This is a genomic window from Mycobacterium simiae, assembly GCF_010727605.1.
Lineage (GTDB): Bacteria > Actinomycetota > Actinomycetes > Mycobacteriales > Mycobacteriaceae > Mycobacterium > Mycobacterium simiae.
In genome coordinates this window covers 2,367,384-2,381,450 of sequence record NZ_AP022568.1, presented here as the reverse complement: position 1 = coordinate 2,381,450, position 14,067 = coordinate 2,367,384, and the positions used below count along the sequence as shown (strand labels likewise).

The window sequence follows — 14,067 nt, the reverse complement described above, 5'->3', positions numbered from 1 at the left end:
ACATATCCCGCACGTTCGGCGCGAGAAGGCCGCAAGGAGCGCTGGATGCCTAACCCGACGGGGCCGCTGGCCGGCGTGCGCGTGATCGACCTCACCGCAATGGTGATGGGCCCCTACTGCACCCAGATCATGGCCGACATGGGCGCGGATGTGATCAAAGTCGAACCGCCCCAAGGTGATAACACCCGCTACATCTCGGTGGGCCCAGCGCCGGGTATGAGTGGAGTATTCGTCAACGTCAACCGGGGCAAGCGCAGCATCGTGCTGGACCTGCAAACCGAGGCGGGCGCCCGGGCGTTACGCGCGCTGCTGGAAACCGCGGACGTGTTCATCCACTCGATGCGCGCCAAAGCGATCGCCAAGCTCGGCTTTGGCTACGACGCGGTCGCCGCGATCAACCCCACGATTGTGTACACGAACTGCTACGGGTACGGGCGCCGCGGCCCCGATCGTGACCGGCCCGCCTACGACGACACCATCCAGGCGGAGTGCGGCCTGCCGGCCGTGCAACAGCAACTGACTGGCGAGGCCGGCTACGTCGGCACCATCATGGCCGACAAGATCGCCGGCCTGACGGCGTTGTACGCCACGACGATGGCGTTGTTCCATCGCGAGCGCAGTCGCGAGGGACAAGAGGTCGAGGTCGCCATGTTCGAAACCATGGCCTCCTTCATGCTCGTCGAACACGCCAACGGTGCACTGTTTCAACCGCCTCTGGGCCCGGCGGTGTATCCGCGCACCGTGGCACCGAACCGCCGGCCGTACCGCACCAGCGATGGCTATATCGCGGCGTTGATCTACAACGACAAGCATTGGCAGGCTTTCATGCAGGCCGTGCGGCCACCGTGGGCGAGCGAACTGTATTCGACGCTGGCACAACGTGCCCGCCACATCGATACCGTGTACGGATTGGTGGCCGAGACGATGAAGGAGCGCACCACCGCGCAGTGGTTGACCCTGCTACGCGAACTCGAGATACCGGCCGCCCCGCTGAACACGCCGGACGCGCTGTTCGACGACCCGCATCTGCGCGCCGTCGGCATGTTCGAGACGGTGGACACCCCGCACGGACCGGTGCGCTTCCCCGGTGTACCAACCTGGTTTTCCCGGACACCGGGCCGCGTCGCCGGACCCGCGCCCGAACTCGGCGCGCACACCGAGCAGATACTCGACACGCTTGAGTTGCAGGTCGAATCATGAATTACCACAGCCTGTTTCGCCGTAATCCCGGCGAGGACATCGCGGCCTTCCGGCCACTCACGGCGATCTATCCCGAAGGAGTCTCCCACCATGGCCGTGCCCGTGTACAAGCGCATTCTCGACCTGTTCGAGGCCGAGGGGGTCAATACCCTGTTCGGCATCCCGGACCCGAACTTCGTGCACATGTTCGCCGAGGCCGACGCCCGCGGGTGGTCGGTGGTCGCACCGCACCACGAACTGAGCGCCGGATTCATGGCCGAGGCGGCATCGCGCATGACGGGTAAGCCCGGCCTATGCATCGGCACGCTCGGCCCGGGCATGGCCAACATGGCGGGCGCGATCCAGTGCGCCAAGGTGGAGAACTCGCCGGTGATCTTCCTCGGCGGCCAGCGCGCCCGCATCACCGAGCGCCGGGTCCGGCGTGGCCGCATCCAATTTGTCCGGCAGGAACCGTTATTCGCGGCGTCGGTAAAGTACAGCGCCTCCATCGAGTACGCCGAGCAGACCGACGAGATCATCCACGAGGCGTTCCGCCGGGCGATGTCCGGCACCCCCGGCCCGGCCTACATCGAGTACCCGTCGCACGTAATTCTCGAGGAGCTCGACGTACCGGATCCGCTGCCGCCCCACCGGTATCGGCTCGTCAACCAGACTGCGGGCGAACGCGAGGTGAGAGAAGCGGCGGAGTTGATCCGTGCGGCCGAAAGCCCGATCCTGTTGGTCGGGCACGGAGTCCACACCTCGCGCACCGGTGCGGCGGTCAAGCAGCTCGCCGAGCTGATGCAATGCCCGGTAATCCAGACCTCCGGTGGCACCTCGTTCATCGAAGGGCTCGAGGATCGCACCTTCGCCTACGGGTTCTCCCCGGCCGCCGTCGAGGCGGTGGTGACATCCGACCTGTGCGTCGCCCTCGGCACGGAGCTCGGCGAACCGAGCCACTACGGCAGAACCCGGCACTGGGCTCCGAACGACGCCAAGCGTAAATGGGTTCTGGTCGAACAGGATCCGCTCGCCATCGGCGTCAACCGTCCCATCGACCTGCCGCTGGTCGGTGACCTTCGCGGCGTGGTGCCCCAGTTGGTGGACGCGCTGCGCGACACTCCGCGAACGCCGTCCGTAGACCTGCAGCGCTGGATTGCCCAGGACGCCGCGGAGCTGGCGCAACTGGCCGAGACCGCACCGACCGGGCGGACGCCGATCCATCCGGCACGGTTCATCGTCGAGGCCACCCGGGCGTTTCCAGCAAATGGCATCATGGTGCGCGACGGCGGTGCCACCGTCATCTTCGGCTGGACCTACGCGCAGGCCAAACCGCACGACGTCATCTGGAACCAGAACTTCGGCCATCTCGGCACCGGTTTGCCGTATGCGATCGGGGCGTCGGTCGCCGAGGGTGGCAACCGCCCGGTGCTGCTGCTGACCAGCGACTCGGCGTTCCTCTTCCACATTGCCGAGTTGGAAACAGCTGCGCGGCAAGACCTTCCGCTGGTCTGCGTGGTGGGCGTCGACCACCAGTGGGGCCTGGAAGTGGGCGTCTACAAGCGCACCTTCCCGCAGCCGTCGCCGCAGCCGGGTGTGCACTGGAGCAAAGACGTCCGTCTGGACAAGGTTGCCGAGGGCTTCGGCTGCCACGGCGAGTACGTCGAGAAGGAGGACGAGATCGGTCCGGCGATCGCGCGGTCCTACGCGAGCGGCAAGACCGCCGTCGTCCACGTCTGCATCGATCCGAAGGCCAACTCCGAGGAGATGCCCAAATACGACGAATTCCGCACCTGGTACGCCGAGGGCACTCAGTAGATCACCCAGCGAGAAAGGGACCGTCCGATGCGCGACTACCTCAAGTTCTATATCGACGGACAATGGGTCGACCCGGTGCGTCCCAACACTTTCGACGTCGACAATCCCGCAACCGAACAGGTGTCCGGCAGGATTTCGCTGGGTTCGGCGGCCGATGTGGACAGGGCGGTCAACGCCGCCCGGCGGGCCTTCGCCGACTGGTCGCACAGTACCCGTCAGCAGCGCCTGGACCTTCTGCAGACAATCCTGGCCGAGTACCAAAAGCGGGCGGACGACCTGGCCGAGGCCGTCACCGAAGAGATCGGTGCACCGCCATCGCTGGCGGCCGGACCACAGGTCTTCCTCGGAATCGGCCATCTGACCACGGCTATCGACGCGCTGAAAAACTTCCCGTTCGAGGAGCAACACGGCGCGACACTGATCGCCCGGGAGCCCATCGGTGTCTGTGGCCTGATCACGCCGTGGAACTGGCCGATCAATCAGGTCGCGGTCAAGGTGTACCCGGCCTTGGCGTGCGGGTGCACCGTCATCCTGAAACCCTCTGAGGTGGCGCCCTATTCGCCCTACATCTTCACCGAGATTCTCGACGCCGCAGGCGTACCGCCCGGGGTGTTCAACCTGGTCAACGGCGACGGCGCCGGCGTCGGTGTGGCTTTGGCGAGCCACCCCGACATCGACATGGTGTCGTTCACCGGCTCGACCCGCGCTGGCGTCGAGGTGGCCCAAAAGGCCGCCCCGACGGTCAAGCGAGTGACCCAAGAACTCGGCGGGAAAAGCCCCAACATCGTCCTCGACGACAGCGGTTTCGCCGCGAGCGTCAGCGCCGGTGTGGCCAACATGATGCCCAATTCGGGGCAGAGTTGTAACGCACCGTCACGCATGCTGGTCCCGAATTCGCGGATGGGCGACGCCATCACCATCGCCCGAGCGGTTGCCGAGAAAGTCGTGGTGGGCGACCCCGACGACGGGCGAGCGATCGGGCCGGTGGCCTCCAAGACGCAGTTCGAGAAGGTGCAGCGGCTGATACAGCAGGGCATCGACGAGGGCGCGACCCTGGTCGCGGGAGGTCCGGGCCGGCCGGCGGGGCTGGACAAGGGGTACTACGTCAAGCCGACCGTCTTCGCGGATGTCACCAACGACATGACGATCGCGCGCGAAGAGATCTTCGGGCCGGTACTGTGCATCCTCGGCTACGACGACATCGATCACGCCATCGAGATCGCCAACGACACCGACTACGGTCTGGCCGGATTCGTCTCGGGGACCGACCTCGACAAGGCACGCGAGGTCGCCCGCCGGATCCGCGCCGGATGGGTGACGATCAACCACGCCTTCGATCTGAACGCGCCGTTCGGCGGGTACAAGCGCAGCGGCAACGGACGAGAGTGGAGCGACTTCGGCTTCCACGAGTATCTGGAGGTCAAAAGCACACTGGGTTACGCCCCCGACGAGGGCTGAATCGCGAACCTCAAATCCGAAGACACCACAGCTGAAACCGCTGCGTGTCCTCCACCTGATCGTGCGCGGCCGCCTCTAAGCTTGCTGACGTCACGAGGAGGGGCGACGACGTATCGGCAGCAACTACCGCGCTGGGCGGCAGAGTGGTCCGACCGCGCTGAAAGCGAGAACTGAGCCGGACGGGCAGCATCCCGCTCCGGAGCGCCCTGCTGGGCCGCGTCGTTGGGTGGCCCCGGTGCGCCGCTCCGGGCGGCTCGCGATTTGGGACAAACCCGAGCGGCGCAGCGGCATCCCCGCGCTGGACGGGCTGCGCGCCGTCGCCGTTGCCTTGGTCTTGGCCGACCACGGCGGCATCCCAGGCGTCACCGGCGGATTCCTGGGCGTCGACGTCTTCTTCGTCCTCAGCGGCTTCCTGATCACCTCGCTGCTGCTGGACGAGCTCGGTCGCACCGGCCGTATCGACTTGACCGGCTTCTGGATTCGGCGAGCCCGCCGACTGCTGCCGGCGCTGGTGCTGATGGTGCTCGCCGTGGGCGCCGGACGGGCGCTGCTGCCCGCCCAGGCGCTCAGCGGCTTGCGCGACGACGCGATCGCCGCGTTTCTGTGGGTGGCCAATTGGCGGTTCGTCGCGCAAAAGACCGACTACTTCACCCAAGGCACGTCGTCACCGCTGCAGCATGCCTGGTCGCTCGGAGTCGAGGAGCAGTACTACTTCCTCTGGCCGGTGCTGCTGATCGTGGTGACGTTGCTGTTGGCGGCGCGAGCCAGGCGTTACTTCATGCGGGCAACCGTCGGCGGGGTGCGGTTTGCCACGTTCGTGATCGCCACCCTGGGGGCGCTGGCTTCCGCGGCGGCGGCCATCGTCTTCGTCTCCGACACCACCCGGGATCGCATCTACTTCGGCACCGATACCCGCGTACAGGCGCTGCTGGTCGGCTCGGCGGCAGCCGCTCTGCTAGTACGGGATTGGCCGTCGCTGAACCGCGGCTGGTGCATGATCCGGACTCGCTGGGGCCGGCGGGTCGCCCGCGTGCTCCCAGTGGTCGGCCTGGCCGGCCTGGCAGCGGCGGTCCACTTCGCCACCGGCAACGTCGGCGATTTCCGGCACGGCCTGCTGATTGGGGTGGCCGTCGCGGCCGTCTTCGTGGTGGCCCCGGTGGCCATGGAGCAGCGCGGGTTGATCGCCCGCCTGCTGGCGATGCCGCCGCTGGTGTGGTTGGGAACCATCTCCTACGGCGTCTACCTATGGCATTGGCCAATCTTCATGGCGCTCAACGGTGAACGCACGGGCTGGACGGGCTGGCCGCTGTTCGCGGCTCGGTGCGGTGCGACGCTGGCGGTCGCCGCCGCTTCCTACTGGCTGATTGAGCAGCCCGTCCGCCGCTGGCGACCGGCCCGGGTGGCGTTGCTGCCCCTGGCGGCCGCCACCGTGGCCAGCGCCGCGGCGATCACGCTGCTGGTGATTCCCGTTGGAACCGGGCCCGGCTTGCGCGAGGGCCTGCCGCCCGGCGTCGCCGCGGTCGCCGCGGTGTCACCGGCGCAGCCCGGGGGAAGTCGCCCGGTGGGACCGCGAAACCCCAATCGGCCGTTCACCGTTTCGGTCTTCGGTGATTCCATCGGCTGGACGTGGATGCACTTCCTGCCGCCGACGCCCGGGTTCGCCTTCCTGGACCACACGGTCATCGGTTGCAGCCTGGTTCGCGGCACACCGTATCGGTACCTCGGCCAGACGCTAGAGCAACGACCGGAATGCGACACGTGGCCGAGCAGGTGGGCGGCGCAGGTCAGCCAGGACCAGCCCGATGTTGCGCTGCTGATCATCGGCCGCTGGGAGACGGTGGATCGGGTCAACGAAGGACAGTGGACCCACATCGGCGATCCGACCTTCGACGCCTACCTCAACGGTGAGCTGGAGCGCGCCCTGAACATCGTCAGCGCCAGCGGAGTTCGAGTGGTGGTAGCCACCGTTCCCTACAGCCGGGGCGGGGAGAAGCCGGATGGCCGCCTGTACCCTGAAGATCAGCCGAATCGGGTCAATCAATGGAACACCATGCTGCGCAAGACGGTTGCCCAGCACCCGAATGTGCAAATCCTGGACCTGAACAAAAAGCTCTGCCCGGACGGCGTTTACACCGCCAAGGTGGACGGCATCAAGGTGCGCAGCGACGGCGTTCACCTCACCCCGGAAGGGGTGCAGTGGTTGACGCCGTGGCTCGAAGAGTCGCTGCGATAGCTAATCGCCGGTGCGGCAGCTGATTTCCATGCTGTCATTTTCCCGGACGAGCAAGTTGAAGCTGGTGTACCCGTTGGCAGGGGTGCGCACCCGCTCCAGGTAGGGTGCCATGTCGGCGGCGCTGGCATTGTCGGCGATGACCAAAGCGCCTGTGCTGAGCCTTGGTTCGAGCAACTTGATCAGCGGAAGATAGAGATCCTTCCAACCGTCGAGTAAGACGAATTCGACCGGCCCGTCCAGGCCCTGCAGGGTGGTCAGGGCATCGCCCTCCAGGATGGTGATCAGGTCGTCCAACCCGGTCTGGGCGAACGTCTGCGTCGCGGCGGCGACCTTGCTCGCGCTGAGCTCGGTGGTGATCACCCGGCCGACGCCGTTGTCGCGGACGGCGGCCGCGAGATGAATGGCCGAGATGCCGAACGACATTCCGAATTCGACGATCGTGCTCGGTCGGGTCGCCCGCACCAGCGCGTACAACAGCTGGCCGGCGTCCGGGCTCACCGGAATATAGAACTCGCGCATCGCCTCGCTGCGTTGCGCCGCGGTCATCGGTCGATTGAACTCGTGCATACGTTCGCGCAGCAGCGACATCTGGTTCTTAGTCTCGGTGTACATCCGGTCGAGGACCGCCTCGACGCGAGGGTCTAGCAAACTGTTGCCCATGCCGTCGAGGGTAGGCCTGGGTGGCCTCGGCGCGGCTGGCGTCTGCGCACCTTCGGCTGTGAGCCAGGACACCACCGGCCCGGGCTGTTTGACGAGCGGCGCTCTCGGTGCCAGCATGGACGGGCAAGCACCTCGGTAGGTGAGGCGTCTGCACGGATACAGGCCACTGACCCCGAACGTCGAGAGACGCCCCGGGTCAGGACAGCTCTTCCCGGACCCAAGGGTTGAGCCCAAGTGGCTTCTGACTAGTTCGGATACGCCGTGCAGTGCCGAAGCTCCGACGAGAGGGGTGCGGCACGGTGATCTTTGCGGACCCGCATGGTTGGCCGTTCCTGCCCCTCCGCGTGTGAAGTAACGACACCCTCGTGTGTCATGGCCGTGAGGAGGTGAGGGCGAGATGAGTCCCGGCGATAGTTGCCATCCACAATCCATCTTGTTCCGATCCGGTTCCGGCATTTCCTACTGCTGACCCAGCTCTGAATCCGCCTGTCCCGCAACCGCAGTAGCGGTCTGCGGGTCGTGCGCCCTGCTGTGCTGGACCCAGCGCGCTGATGAGCCGACCGGACTTACGGCTAGGGGAAGATCATGACTTTTGTTGTTGCACAACGGGTTCCCGGCGTCGGGGGCCGAAGTGGCCGCTCCATGCTGCGTGCCGGCCGACTGCTGGCCAACAAGTGGCGTGCCTTGCGCATCCCGAGCCACGACGAGCGGCCGTACCTGTATGCATCGCGGACGCCGGTCGCCGTGATTTCGTGCAGCCCGGTTGGACTGACACCGCCCGACCCCGGACGGCCACCGGTGACCCGTTCCGCCTCGTCCACTCGAGTTCAGACAGCGAGGACCCGATGACTTCGGTGACCGATCGGCAGACCACGCTGGATTCCGCACACCTGGGCGACATTGTCGGAGCGTTCGGCCGCATTGGCCACGATGATTCGGGCGCCTTCACCGGCTGGTGGCGCCGCCTGCGGACCTTGATGGTCATCACCGGACCCGGCTTGATCGTGATGGTCGGTGACAACGACGCCGGCGGGGTGGCGACTTATGCCCAGGCGGGCCAGAACTACGGCATGGGCCTGTTGTGGACGCTGGCCCTGCTGATCCCGGTGCTCTACGTCAACCAGGAGATGGTGTTGCGGTTGGGCGCGGTCACCCGGGTGGGGCATGCTCGGTTGATCTTCGAGCGTTTCGGAAAGTTCTGGGGCGCTTTCAGTGTCGGTGATCTGCTCGTCCTGAATGCGTTGACCATTGTCACCGAATTCATCGGCGTGGCGTTGGCACTGGGTTTCCTTGGCTGCCCGAAGGTTGTCGCGATCCCAGCCGCCGCGGTGCTGTTGTTCGTCGTGGTCGCGGGAGGTTCGTTTCGGCGCTGGGAAGCGCTGATGTTCCTGCTGATCGCGGTGAACGTGGTGATCGTCCCGCTGGTCTGGCTGGTACATCCGGACGTCAAAGTTGCCGCCGCGGGGCTGATACCGCGCTTCCCGGGGGGCCTGGACGCCACCGTTCTGTTATTGATCATCGCGATCGTGGGCACCACGGTAGCGCCCTGGCAGCTGTTTTTCCAGCAGTCCAATGTGGTGGACAAGCGCATCACTTCGCGTTGGATACCTTACGCGCGAGCCGATTTGGTCATCGGAATCGTCGTGGTCATCGTCGGCGCCACGGCGCTGATGGCGGTGACGGCGTTTGGGTTGGCCGGCTCCCGTGCCGGTGCGTTTACCGATGCGGGCGCGGTCGCCACCGGGCTAGGGGAGCACCTGGGTAAGACGGTGGGGACCTTGTTCGCCATCGTGTTGCTGGACGGCTCCCTGATCGGGGCCAACGCGATAGGGCTGGCCACCACCTACGCGATCGGCGATTCGATGGGCAAGCGGCACTCGTTGCACTGGAAAATCACTGAGGCGCCATGGTTTTACGGCGGTTACGCGGTGCTGCTCGCCGTGTCGGCCGCGGTCGCATTCAGCCCTGACCACATCCTCGGCCTGGTCACCCAGGGTGTGCAGGCGCTGGCCGGCATTCTGTTGCCCTCCGCCACTGTGTTCCTGGTCTTGTTGTGCAATGACCGGGACCTGCTGGGACCGTGGGTGAACACGTTGCGGCAGAACATCGTTGCCTGGTCCATCGTGTGGGCGCTGGTGTTGCTGTCGCTGGCGTTGACGGCTGCAACCTTCTTTCCGAGCCTGTCGACCGCCACGCTCGAGGACGGGCTGCTGGCCGGCGTCGCGATCGGAGTGATCGGCGGCATCGTCGCGGCGGTCGGTGGCGCTCGCGCTCGTGGCCGCCTCGAGCCGGAACTGGTCGCACCGCTCACCCGCGCGCAGCGCCGAGCTTTCCGGCACCAGGACCGCCTGGACTGGCAAACCCAGGATTTGAGCTCGCTGCGCCGGCCGTGCATGTCGCCGGCTCGGCGGGCCGGTCTGCTGATCCTGCGCGGCTACCTTGTCCTGGCCGTCGTCTTCGTGGTCATCAAGGTCGTTCAGGCCGGAATAGGCTGACCGCTGCGGCGAACCGTTCGGCAACACCCGCCGTCGTGGGGCGGGCGCGTATGTTCATATGCGCTGGCCTTGTTCCCGCTGGAAGGACGTGCCGATGGGACGTGCCCGAAGGACGGTCACCGGTTGCGCGGTGGCCACTGCCGTCGTCGGTGTCGTGCTCACCGGCTGCGGCGACGAGCACAAGACCGCGTCGTCGCACCCCTCGGGCGCCGCGAGTTCGGCCTCGACGCCGTCGCCGGCACCGCCCCAGGATTACAGCGCCTTGCTGATCGCCCCCGCCGACATCGGCGGGGGCTTCACCGCACCGCAACCGCCGGTGCTGAACTTCAACAACACCTCCGGCGCCGCACAACTGTTCGTCAACTCGGACAACGGCCGCCGGATCGGCGATACCGTCCTGGTGGTCGACAATCCCGCCGTCGCGGCGACCAGTCTGGACAACACCAAGACGAACTATGTGCAAAAGGTGACCGGCGGAACCTGGCAGCCGGTCGACGTCGGTACCAACGGTGCGATGATCTCTGGTGTGTCACAGGACAATTCGCAGGCCATCACCGTGCTGCTGTTCACCGAGGGCAGGGCGCTGGTCAACCTAGAATTCGACAGTGCGCCCGGCGACCCCACCGACCCGGGGTTCGCCACCGAGGTCGGCCGTAAGCAAGCCACCGCGGTCAAGAATGGTCTGCCCGACTAGCGGGCCAGGTCAGAGCAGCCCGAGCAGCCGCAGGTCCGAGACGTACTTTGCGATCAGGGCTGCCGATAGGTGCGGAATGTCTTTGCCGGCGCCTAGTTCGGCGGCCCGCACCGCACCACGGAACACATCGGTCGGGGCGGGCGCACCCCGCAGCGGCATCTCGGGTTTGCGGTAGGCGTCGAGCAACGGGAGCACCGAATGCGCACGCTGCTTGTCGGGCAGGGCCCGTAGTGCCGTCTCGAAGCGTCCGAACCACTCGTCGTGGTCGTCGATGCGCCGGATATCGTGGCCGGCCGCGATCAACCAGTCGACGAACACGTCCAACGAGATGCCGTCGTCGTGCGGATTCATGACGTCGAAGGATTGGTACTCGCCACCCGTCGCGGCGATCTGGGTGCCCAGGGTGGTGACCGCCTCAGCTACGAAATCCGCGGGCAGACCGTCGTAGTGCGCGACGGCTCGGTGGCCGTGCGCGTCGGTCTGATAGAAGGAGCCCGGCGCAATGCCGGTCACCAACAGGCTGAAAATCAAGCGGGTGAACGCATCCGGCACGTTCAGCTGTCCGGCGTACCGGCTGTGGGCGAGGATCATGTCGGACCGGAACACCGCGACCGGCAATTCGCACAGGTCGTGCGCTTCGCGCAGCAACACCTCGCCACCCCACTTGCTGTTCGCGTAACCGTTGGCGTAGCTGTCGTCGACCGGGCGTACCGGGCTGATGGTGCGGATGTCGCCGTCCTCGGCGAATTCGGCCGGATTGACCTGCATGGCCACCGCGACAGTCGACAGATAGGTCACCGGTTTGATCCGAGTCGTGATCGCCAGACGGATGAGCTCGGCCGTGCCCACCACGTTGGGGCCGAACAACTGATCGTAGGGCAACAGGTGGTTGACCAGCGCTGCCGGGTGGACGATCAGATCCACCCGTTGCGCGAGGTCACCCCAAGTCTGCTGATCCAGGCCAAGATTCGGCTCACCGATATCTCCGACGACGACCTCCAGGTGTTGCGCGGCCAAGGCGCGGAAGCGCTCCGACAACTGCGCATCGCCGCTGTCGAAGGCCTCCTCAAGCCGCTGCGCGGCGGCTTCGGCATCGGTACCGCGGATGATCGCGATGAGTTTTCCACCGGTTACGGCCAGCCGTTCGAGCCACTCCAACGTCAAAAACCGGCCGAGGTAGCCGTTGGCGCCGGTGAGGAGCACCGTGTGCGGCGTGCCGGTGGCGCGGGGCAGCGACGGGGCTTGGGCCAGCGTCGCAGTGTCGATGAACTTGTCCAGGGTGAGATCGGCCGCGCGGACCACTGTGGCGCCACGACCGTGCACGGTCGAGAATGTCGGCCGGGTGGACCCCGATTCACGTTCCGACTCAACATATTCCGCGAGCTGACCGAGATCCAACGCCGGGTTGATGATCTGTCCCACCGGAACCTCGACACCGAAAATGTCTTGTAGCAGGTTGGAAAAGGACAAGGCGGACAGCGAGTCGCCGCCGAGGTCCAGGAAGCGGTTGTCCGGCGCCGGTGGCCCGTCGGGCAAGCCGAGCAACGCCTCGGCCGCGCCCACCACCGTATCGATCACCGCGCGTTCCGCGGCCCCCTCGCGCAGTGCGCGCAGCTCGGCGGTACGAGTGGCGGCCAGCTCGGCGTAGAGCCCCTCGAGCTGCTCTCCGTAGCGCTCCTTCAGCTTGGGCCGCAACAACTTGCCGACACCCGAGAGCAGGCCGTTGTCTTCGCTGAACGGCTCGGATTCGACCACGAAGTCGGCGGGTACTTCGTAGGATTGCAGCTCGGCGAGTTTCGCGGTGCGGCGCAGGGATTCAGCCAACGCGGTCTTGAGCCCGTCGGGATCGCCGGCGAACCGTTGCTGCGCGTCGACCGTCGGGACCACGACGGCCAATAGGTAAGGCCGTTCACTGTTGCCGTAAACGAAGATCTGCCGGACCAGCGCGGCGCTGCTGAAGACCGCTTCCAAACGGGCGACCGCGACGAATTCGCCCTGCGCCAGCTTCAACACGTTGTTGCGCCGGTCGACGTAGACAAGACGATCGGGGGCGATCTCGGCCATCACGTCGCCGGTGCGGTAGTAGCCGTCCTGGTCGAACGCGTTCGCGGTGACGTCGGGCCGCTTGAAGTATCCGCGAAATGCGGTGAGGGATTTGACGAGCAGCTCGCCGCGCGGATAGGGCTTGTCGGTGTGGAAGTACCCCAGCTCGGGGACGTCGATGAGTTTGTAATCCAGCACCGGCGGCCGGGTCACCACACCGTCCTTGAACACCATGCCGACTTCGGTGAGTCCGTATCCGTCGAGCACATGTACGTCCAGGCACGACTCGATGAAGCTCTTCATCTCGGCCGCCAAGGGCGCCGTGGTGGAGAAGCTCGTGATCACACGTCCGCCCAAAAGCTCTTCGCGCAATTCGGCTTTCGCTTGGATGTCGGCGGCCTCGAGTTCGGCGCCCGCGCCGACGAGACGCTCCACCGCGCTCTGATAGCGCTGGTAGAGCATCTCGACCACCCGGGGCACCATGCCCATCTCGGTGGGCCGCACCAGGTTCCAGTCGTCGAACAGCGTCGACAGATCGCTTTCCGGGACGAAGTAACTGGTGCCGCCTGCCTGGAAGGAGGAGGACAACGGTATCCGGCCACCGACGTGATTGAGCGGCATGAAGTTGACGTTGAAAATCGGTACGTCCGCGAATTCGGGGTAAAGCTCGTTCGTCCACAGTTTGGCGACCATACGCTCGGTGTACATGGCGCCCTTGGGTAATCCGGTGCTGCCCGAGGTGTACATGATCATTGCCAGTCGTTCGTCGGTCTCGCCGGTGTAGATGGGCTCCGGCGGCAACGCACGACCACGCTCAACCAAGCCGTCGAACGTCTCGATGCGCACCGTCATGCCGGCCTCGGTCAACTTCGTCCGTGCGCGCTCCAGGTTCTCCCGCTGATCGTCGATCTCCGGCTGGTAATCGAAGACCACAAGCCGGCGCAGGGAGGTGGCCGAGGTGGCCCCCAGCACCGCGTCGACGGCGAGGTCGAGAAATCCGGCCCCGGTGGCCAGTACCTGCGGCTCGACCTCGGCGATGATCGGCTGCAGTCGCGAGGCCGTCGCGTTGTGTTGGAGCGGGACGGCGACCAGGCCCAGGTACCCGGTGACCAGGTCCAACGTCAGATACTCCGGGCTCGCGAAACCCAGCGTGGCGACAACGTCACCGGGGGCCACCGGAATGCTCTCGTCGCGTCGCCAGGCCGCGGCGACGGCACGGACGTTGTCCCACAGCTGCCGATAGCTGAGAGTGTCGAAGCGGTACAGCAGACGGGAACTCGTGCGGCCCGTCGCGGCGTCGGTGACCAGCTCGCGCGCCCGCCAGCCCAGCGCCGGCCGGTCCGCGTAGCCATCGGCGAACATCTGCAGGATCTGTGGGAGGCGAAGGCCGGGTTCGCGCGCCGCGGCCTGCAGCGCGGAGTCGGGCTTGGCGTCGCGGTATTGGTCGTCGGTGGCTTCCAGGCGATGGATTCGATCGGCGACTCGCG

At 66.1% G+C, this 14,067-nt stretch carries 8 protein-coding genes and 1 riboswitch; of the genes, 6 read left to right on the top strand and 2 right to left on the bottom strand.

What is annotated here, in order from left to right:
• Nucleotides 1-45: 45 nt before the first annotated feature.
• The 4 genes from G6N33_RS11065 to G6N33_RS11050 all read left to right on the top strand — a co-directional run bounded on the left by G6N33_RS11065 (nucleotide 46) and on the right by G6N33_RS11050 (nucleotide 6,688).
• Nucleotides 46-1,200 carry a CaiB/BaiF CoA transferase family protein gene (locus G6N33_RS11065; RefSeq protein WP_044509297.1) on the top strand — a complete coding sequence of 385 codons (1,155 nt, stop codon included), beginning with the start codon at nucleotides 46-48 and terminating at the stop codon, nucleotides 1,198-1,200.
• Nucleotides 1,201-1,290: 90 nt separating this feature from the next.
• Entirely contained in the window at nucleotides 1,291-2,997 is a 1,707-nt protein-coding gene (locus G6N33_RS11060) for a thiamine pyrophosphate-binding protein (protein WP_044509298.1), read from the top strand.
• Nucleotides 2,998-3,024: 27 nt separating this feature from the next.
• On the top strand, nucleotides 3,025-4,455 hold the full coding sequence (locus tag G6N33_RS11055; protein WP_044509299.1) for an aldehyde dehydrogenase family protein: 1,431 nt from the start codon (nucleotides 3,025-3,027) through the stop codon (nucleotides 4,453-4,455).
• Nucleotides 4,456-4,690: 235 nt separating this feature from the next.
• On the top strand, nucleotides 4,691-6,688 hold the full coding sequence (locus tag G6N33_RS11050; RefSeq protein WP_044512668.1) for an acyltransferase family protein: 1,998 nt from the start codon (nucleotides 4,691-4,693) through the stop codon (nucleotides 6,686-6,688).
• Here the strand turns inward: G6N33_RS11050 and G6N33_RS11045 are convergent, their stop codons facing one another.
• Nucleotides 6,689-7,348, bottom strand: coding sequence for an O-methyltransferase (locus G6N33_RS11045; RefSeq protein ID WP_044509300.1), 660 nt, complete (start codon nucleotides 7,346-7,348; stop codon nucleotides 6,689-6,691).
• Nucleotides 7,349-7,472: 124 nt separating this feature from the next.
• Nucleotides 7,473-7,644: riboswitch (M-box (ykoK) riboswitch) on the top strand.
• A 549-nt stretch (nucleotides 7,645-8,193) separates the two neighbouring features.
• Here G6N33_RS11045 and G6N33_RS11040 point away from each other — a divergent pair.
• Entirely contained in the window at nucleotides 8,194-9,843 is a 1,650-nt protein-coding gene (locus G6N33_RS11040; RefSeq protein ID WP_044509301.1) for an NRAMP family divalent metal transporter, read from the top strand.
• A 94-nt stretch (nucleotides 9,844-9,937) separates the two neighbouring features.
• The gene (locus tag G6N33_RS11035) at nucleotides 9,938-10,537 is read left to right on the top strand and encodes a hypothetical protein (RefSeq protein WP_044509302.1); all 600 of its coding nucleotides are present in this window, start codon (nucleotides 9,938-9,940) and stop codon (nucleotides 10,535-10,537) included.
• 9 nt (nucleotides 10,538-10,546) lie between these two features.
• On the opposite strand, the gene car is transcribed toward G6N33_RS11035, so the two are convergent.
• Nucleotides 10,547-14,041, bottom strand: a complete 3,495-nt coding sequence (car, locus tag G6N33_RS11030; protein WP_044512670.1) for a carboxylic acid reductase — start codon at nucleotides 14,039-14,041, stop codon at nucleotides 10,547-10,549.
• Between the last annotated feature and the right edge of the window lie 26 nt (nucleotides 14,042-14,067).

Bases quoted from the DNA above. Each gene is read 5' to 3' on its own strand.
- G6N33_RS11065 (WP_044509297.1), top strand. From the start codon at position 46: ATGCCTAACCCGACGGGGCCGCTGGCCGGCGTGCGCGTGATCGACCTC.
- G6N33_RS11060 (WP_044509298.1), top strand. From the start codon at position 1,291: ATGGCCGTGCCCGTGTACAAGCGCATTCTCGACCTGTTCGAGGCCGAG.
- G6N33_RS11045 (WP_044509300.1), bottom strand. From the start codon at position 7,348: ATGGGCAACAGTTTGCTAGACCCTCGCGTCGAGGCGGTCCTCGACCGG.
- G6N33_RS11035 (WP_044509302.1), top strand. From the start codon at position 9,938: ATGGGACGTGCCCGAAGGACGGTCACCGGTTGCGCGGTGGCCACTGCC.
- G6N33_RS11040 (WP_044509301.1), top strand. From the start codon at position 8,194: ATGACTTCGGTGACCGATCGGCAGACCACGCTGGATTCCGCACACCTG.
- G6N33_RS11055 (WP_044509299.1), top strand. From the start codon at position 3,025: ATGCGCGACTACCTCAAGTTCTATATCGACGGACAATGGGTCGACCCG.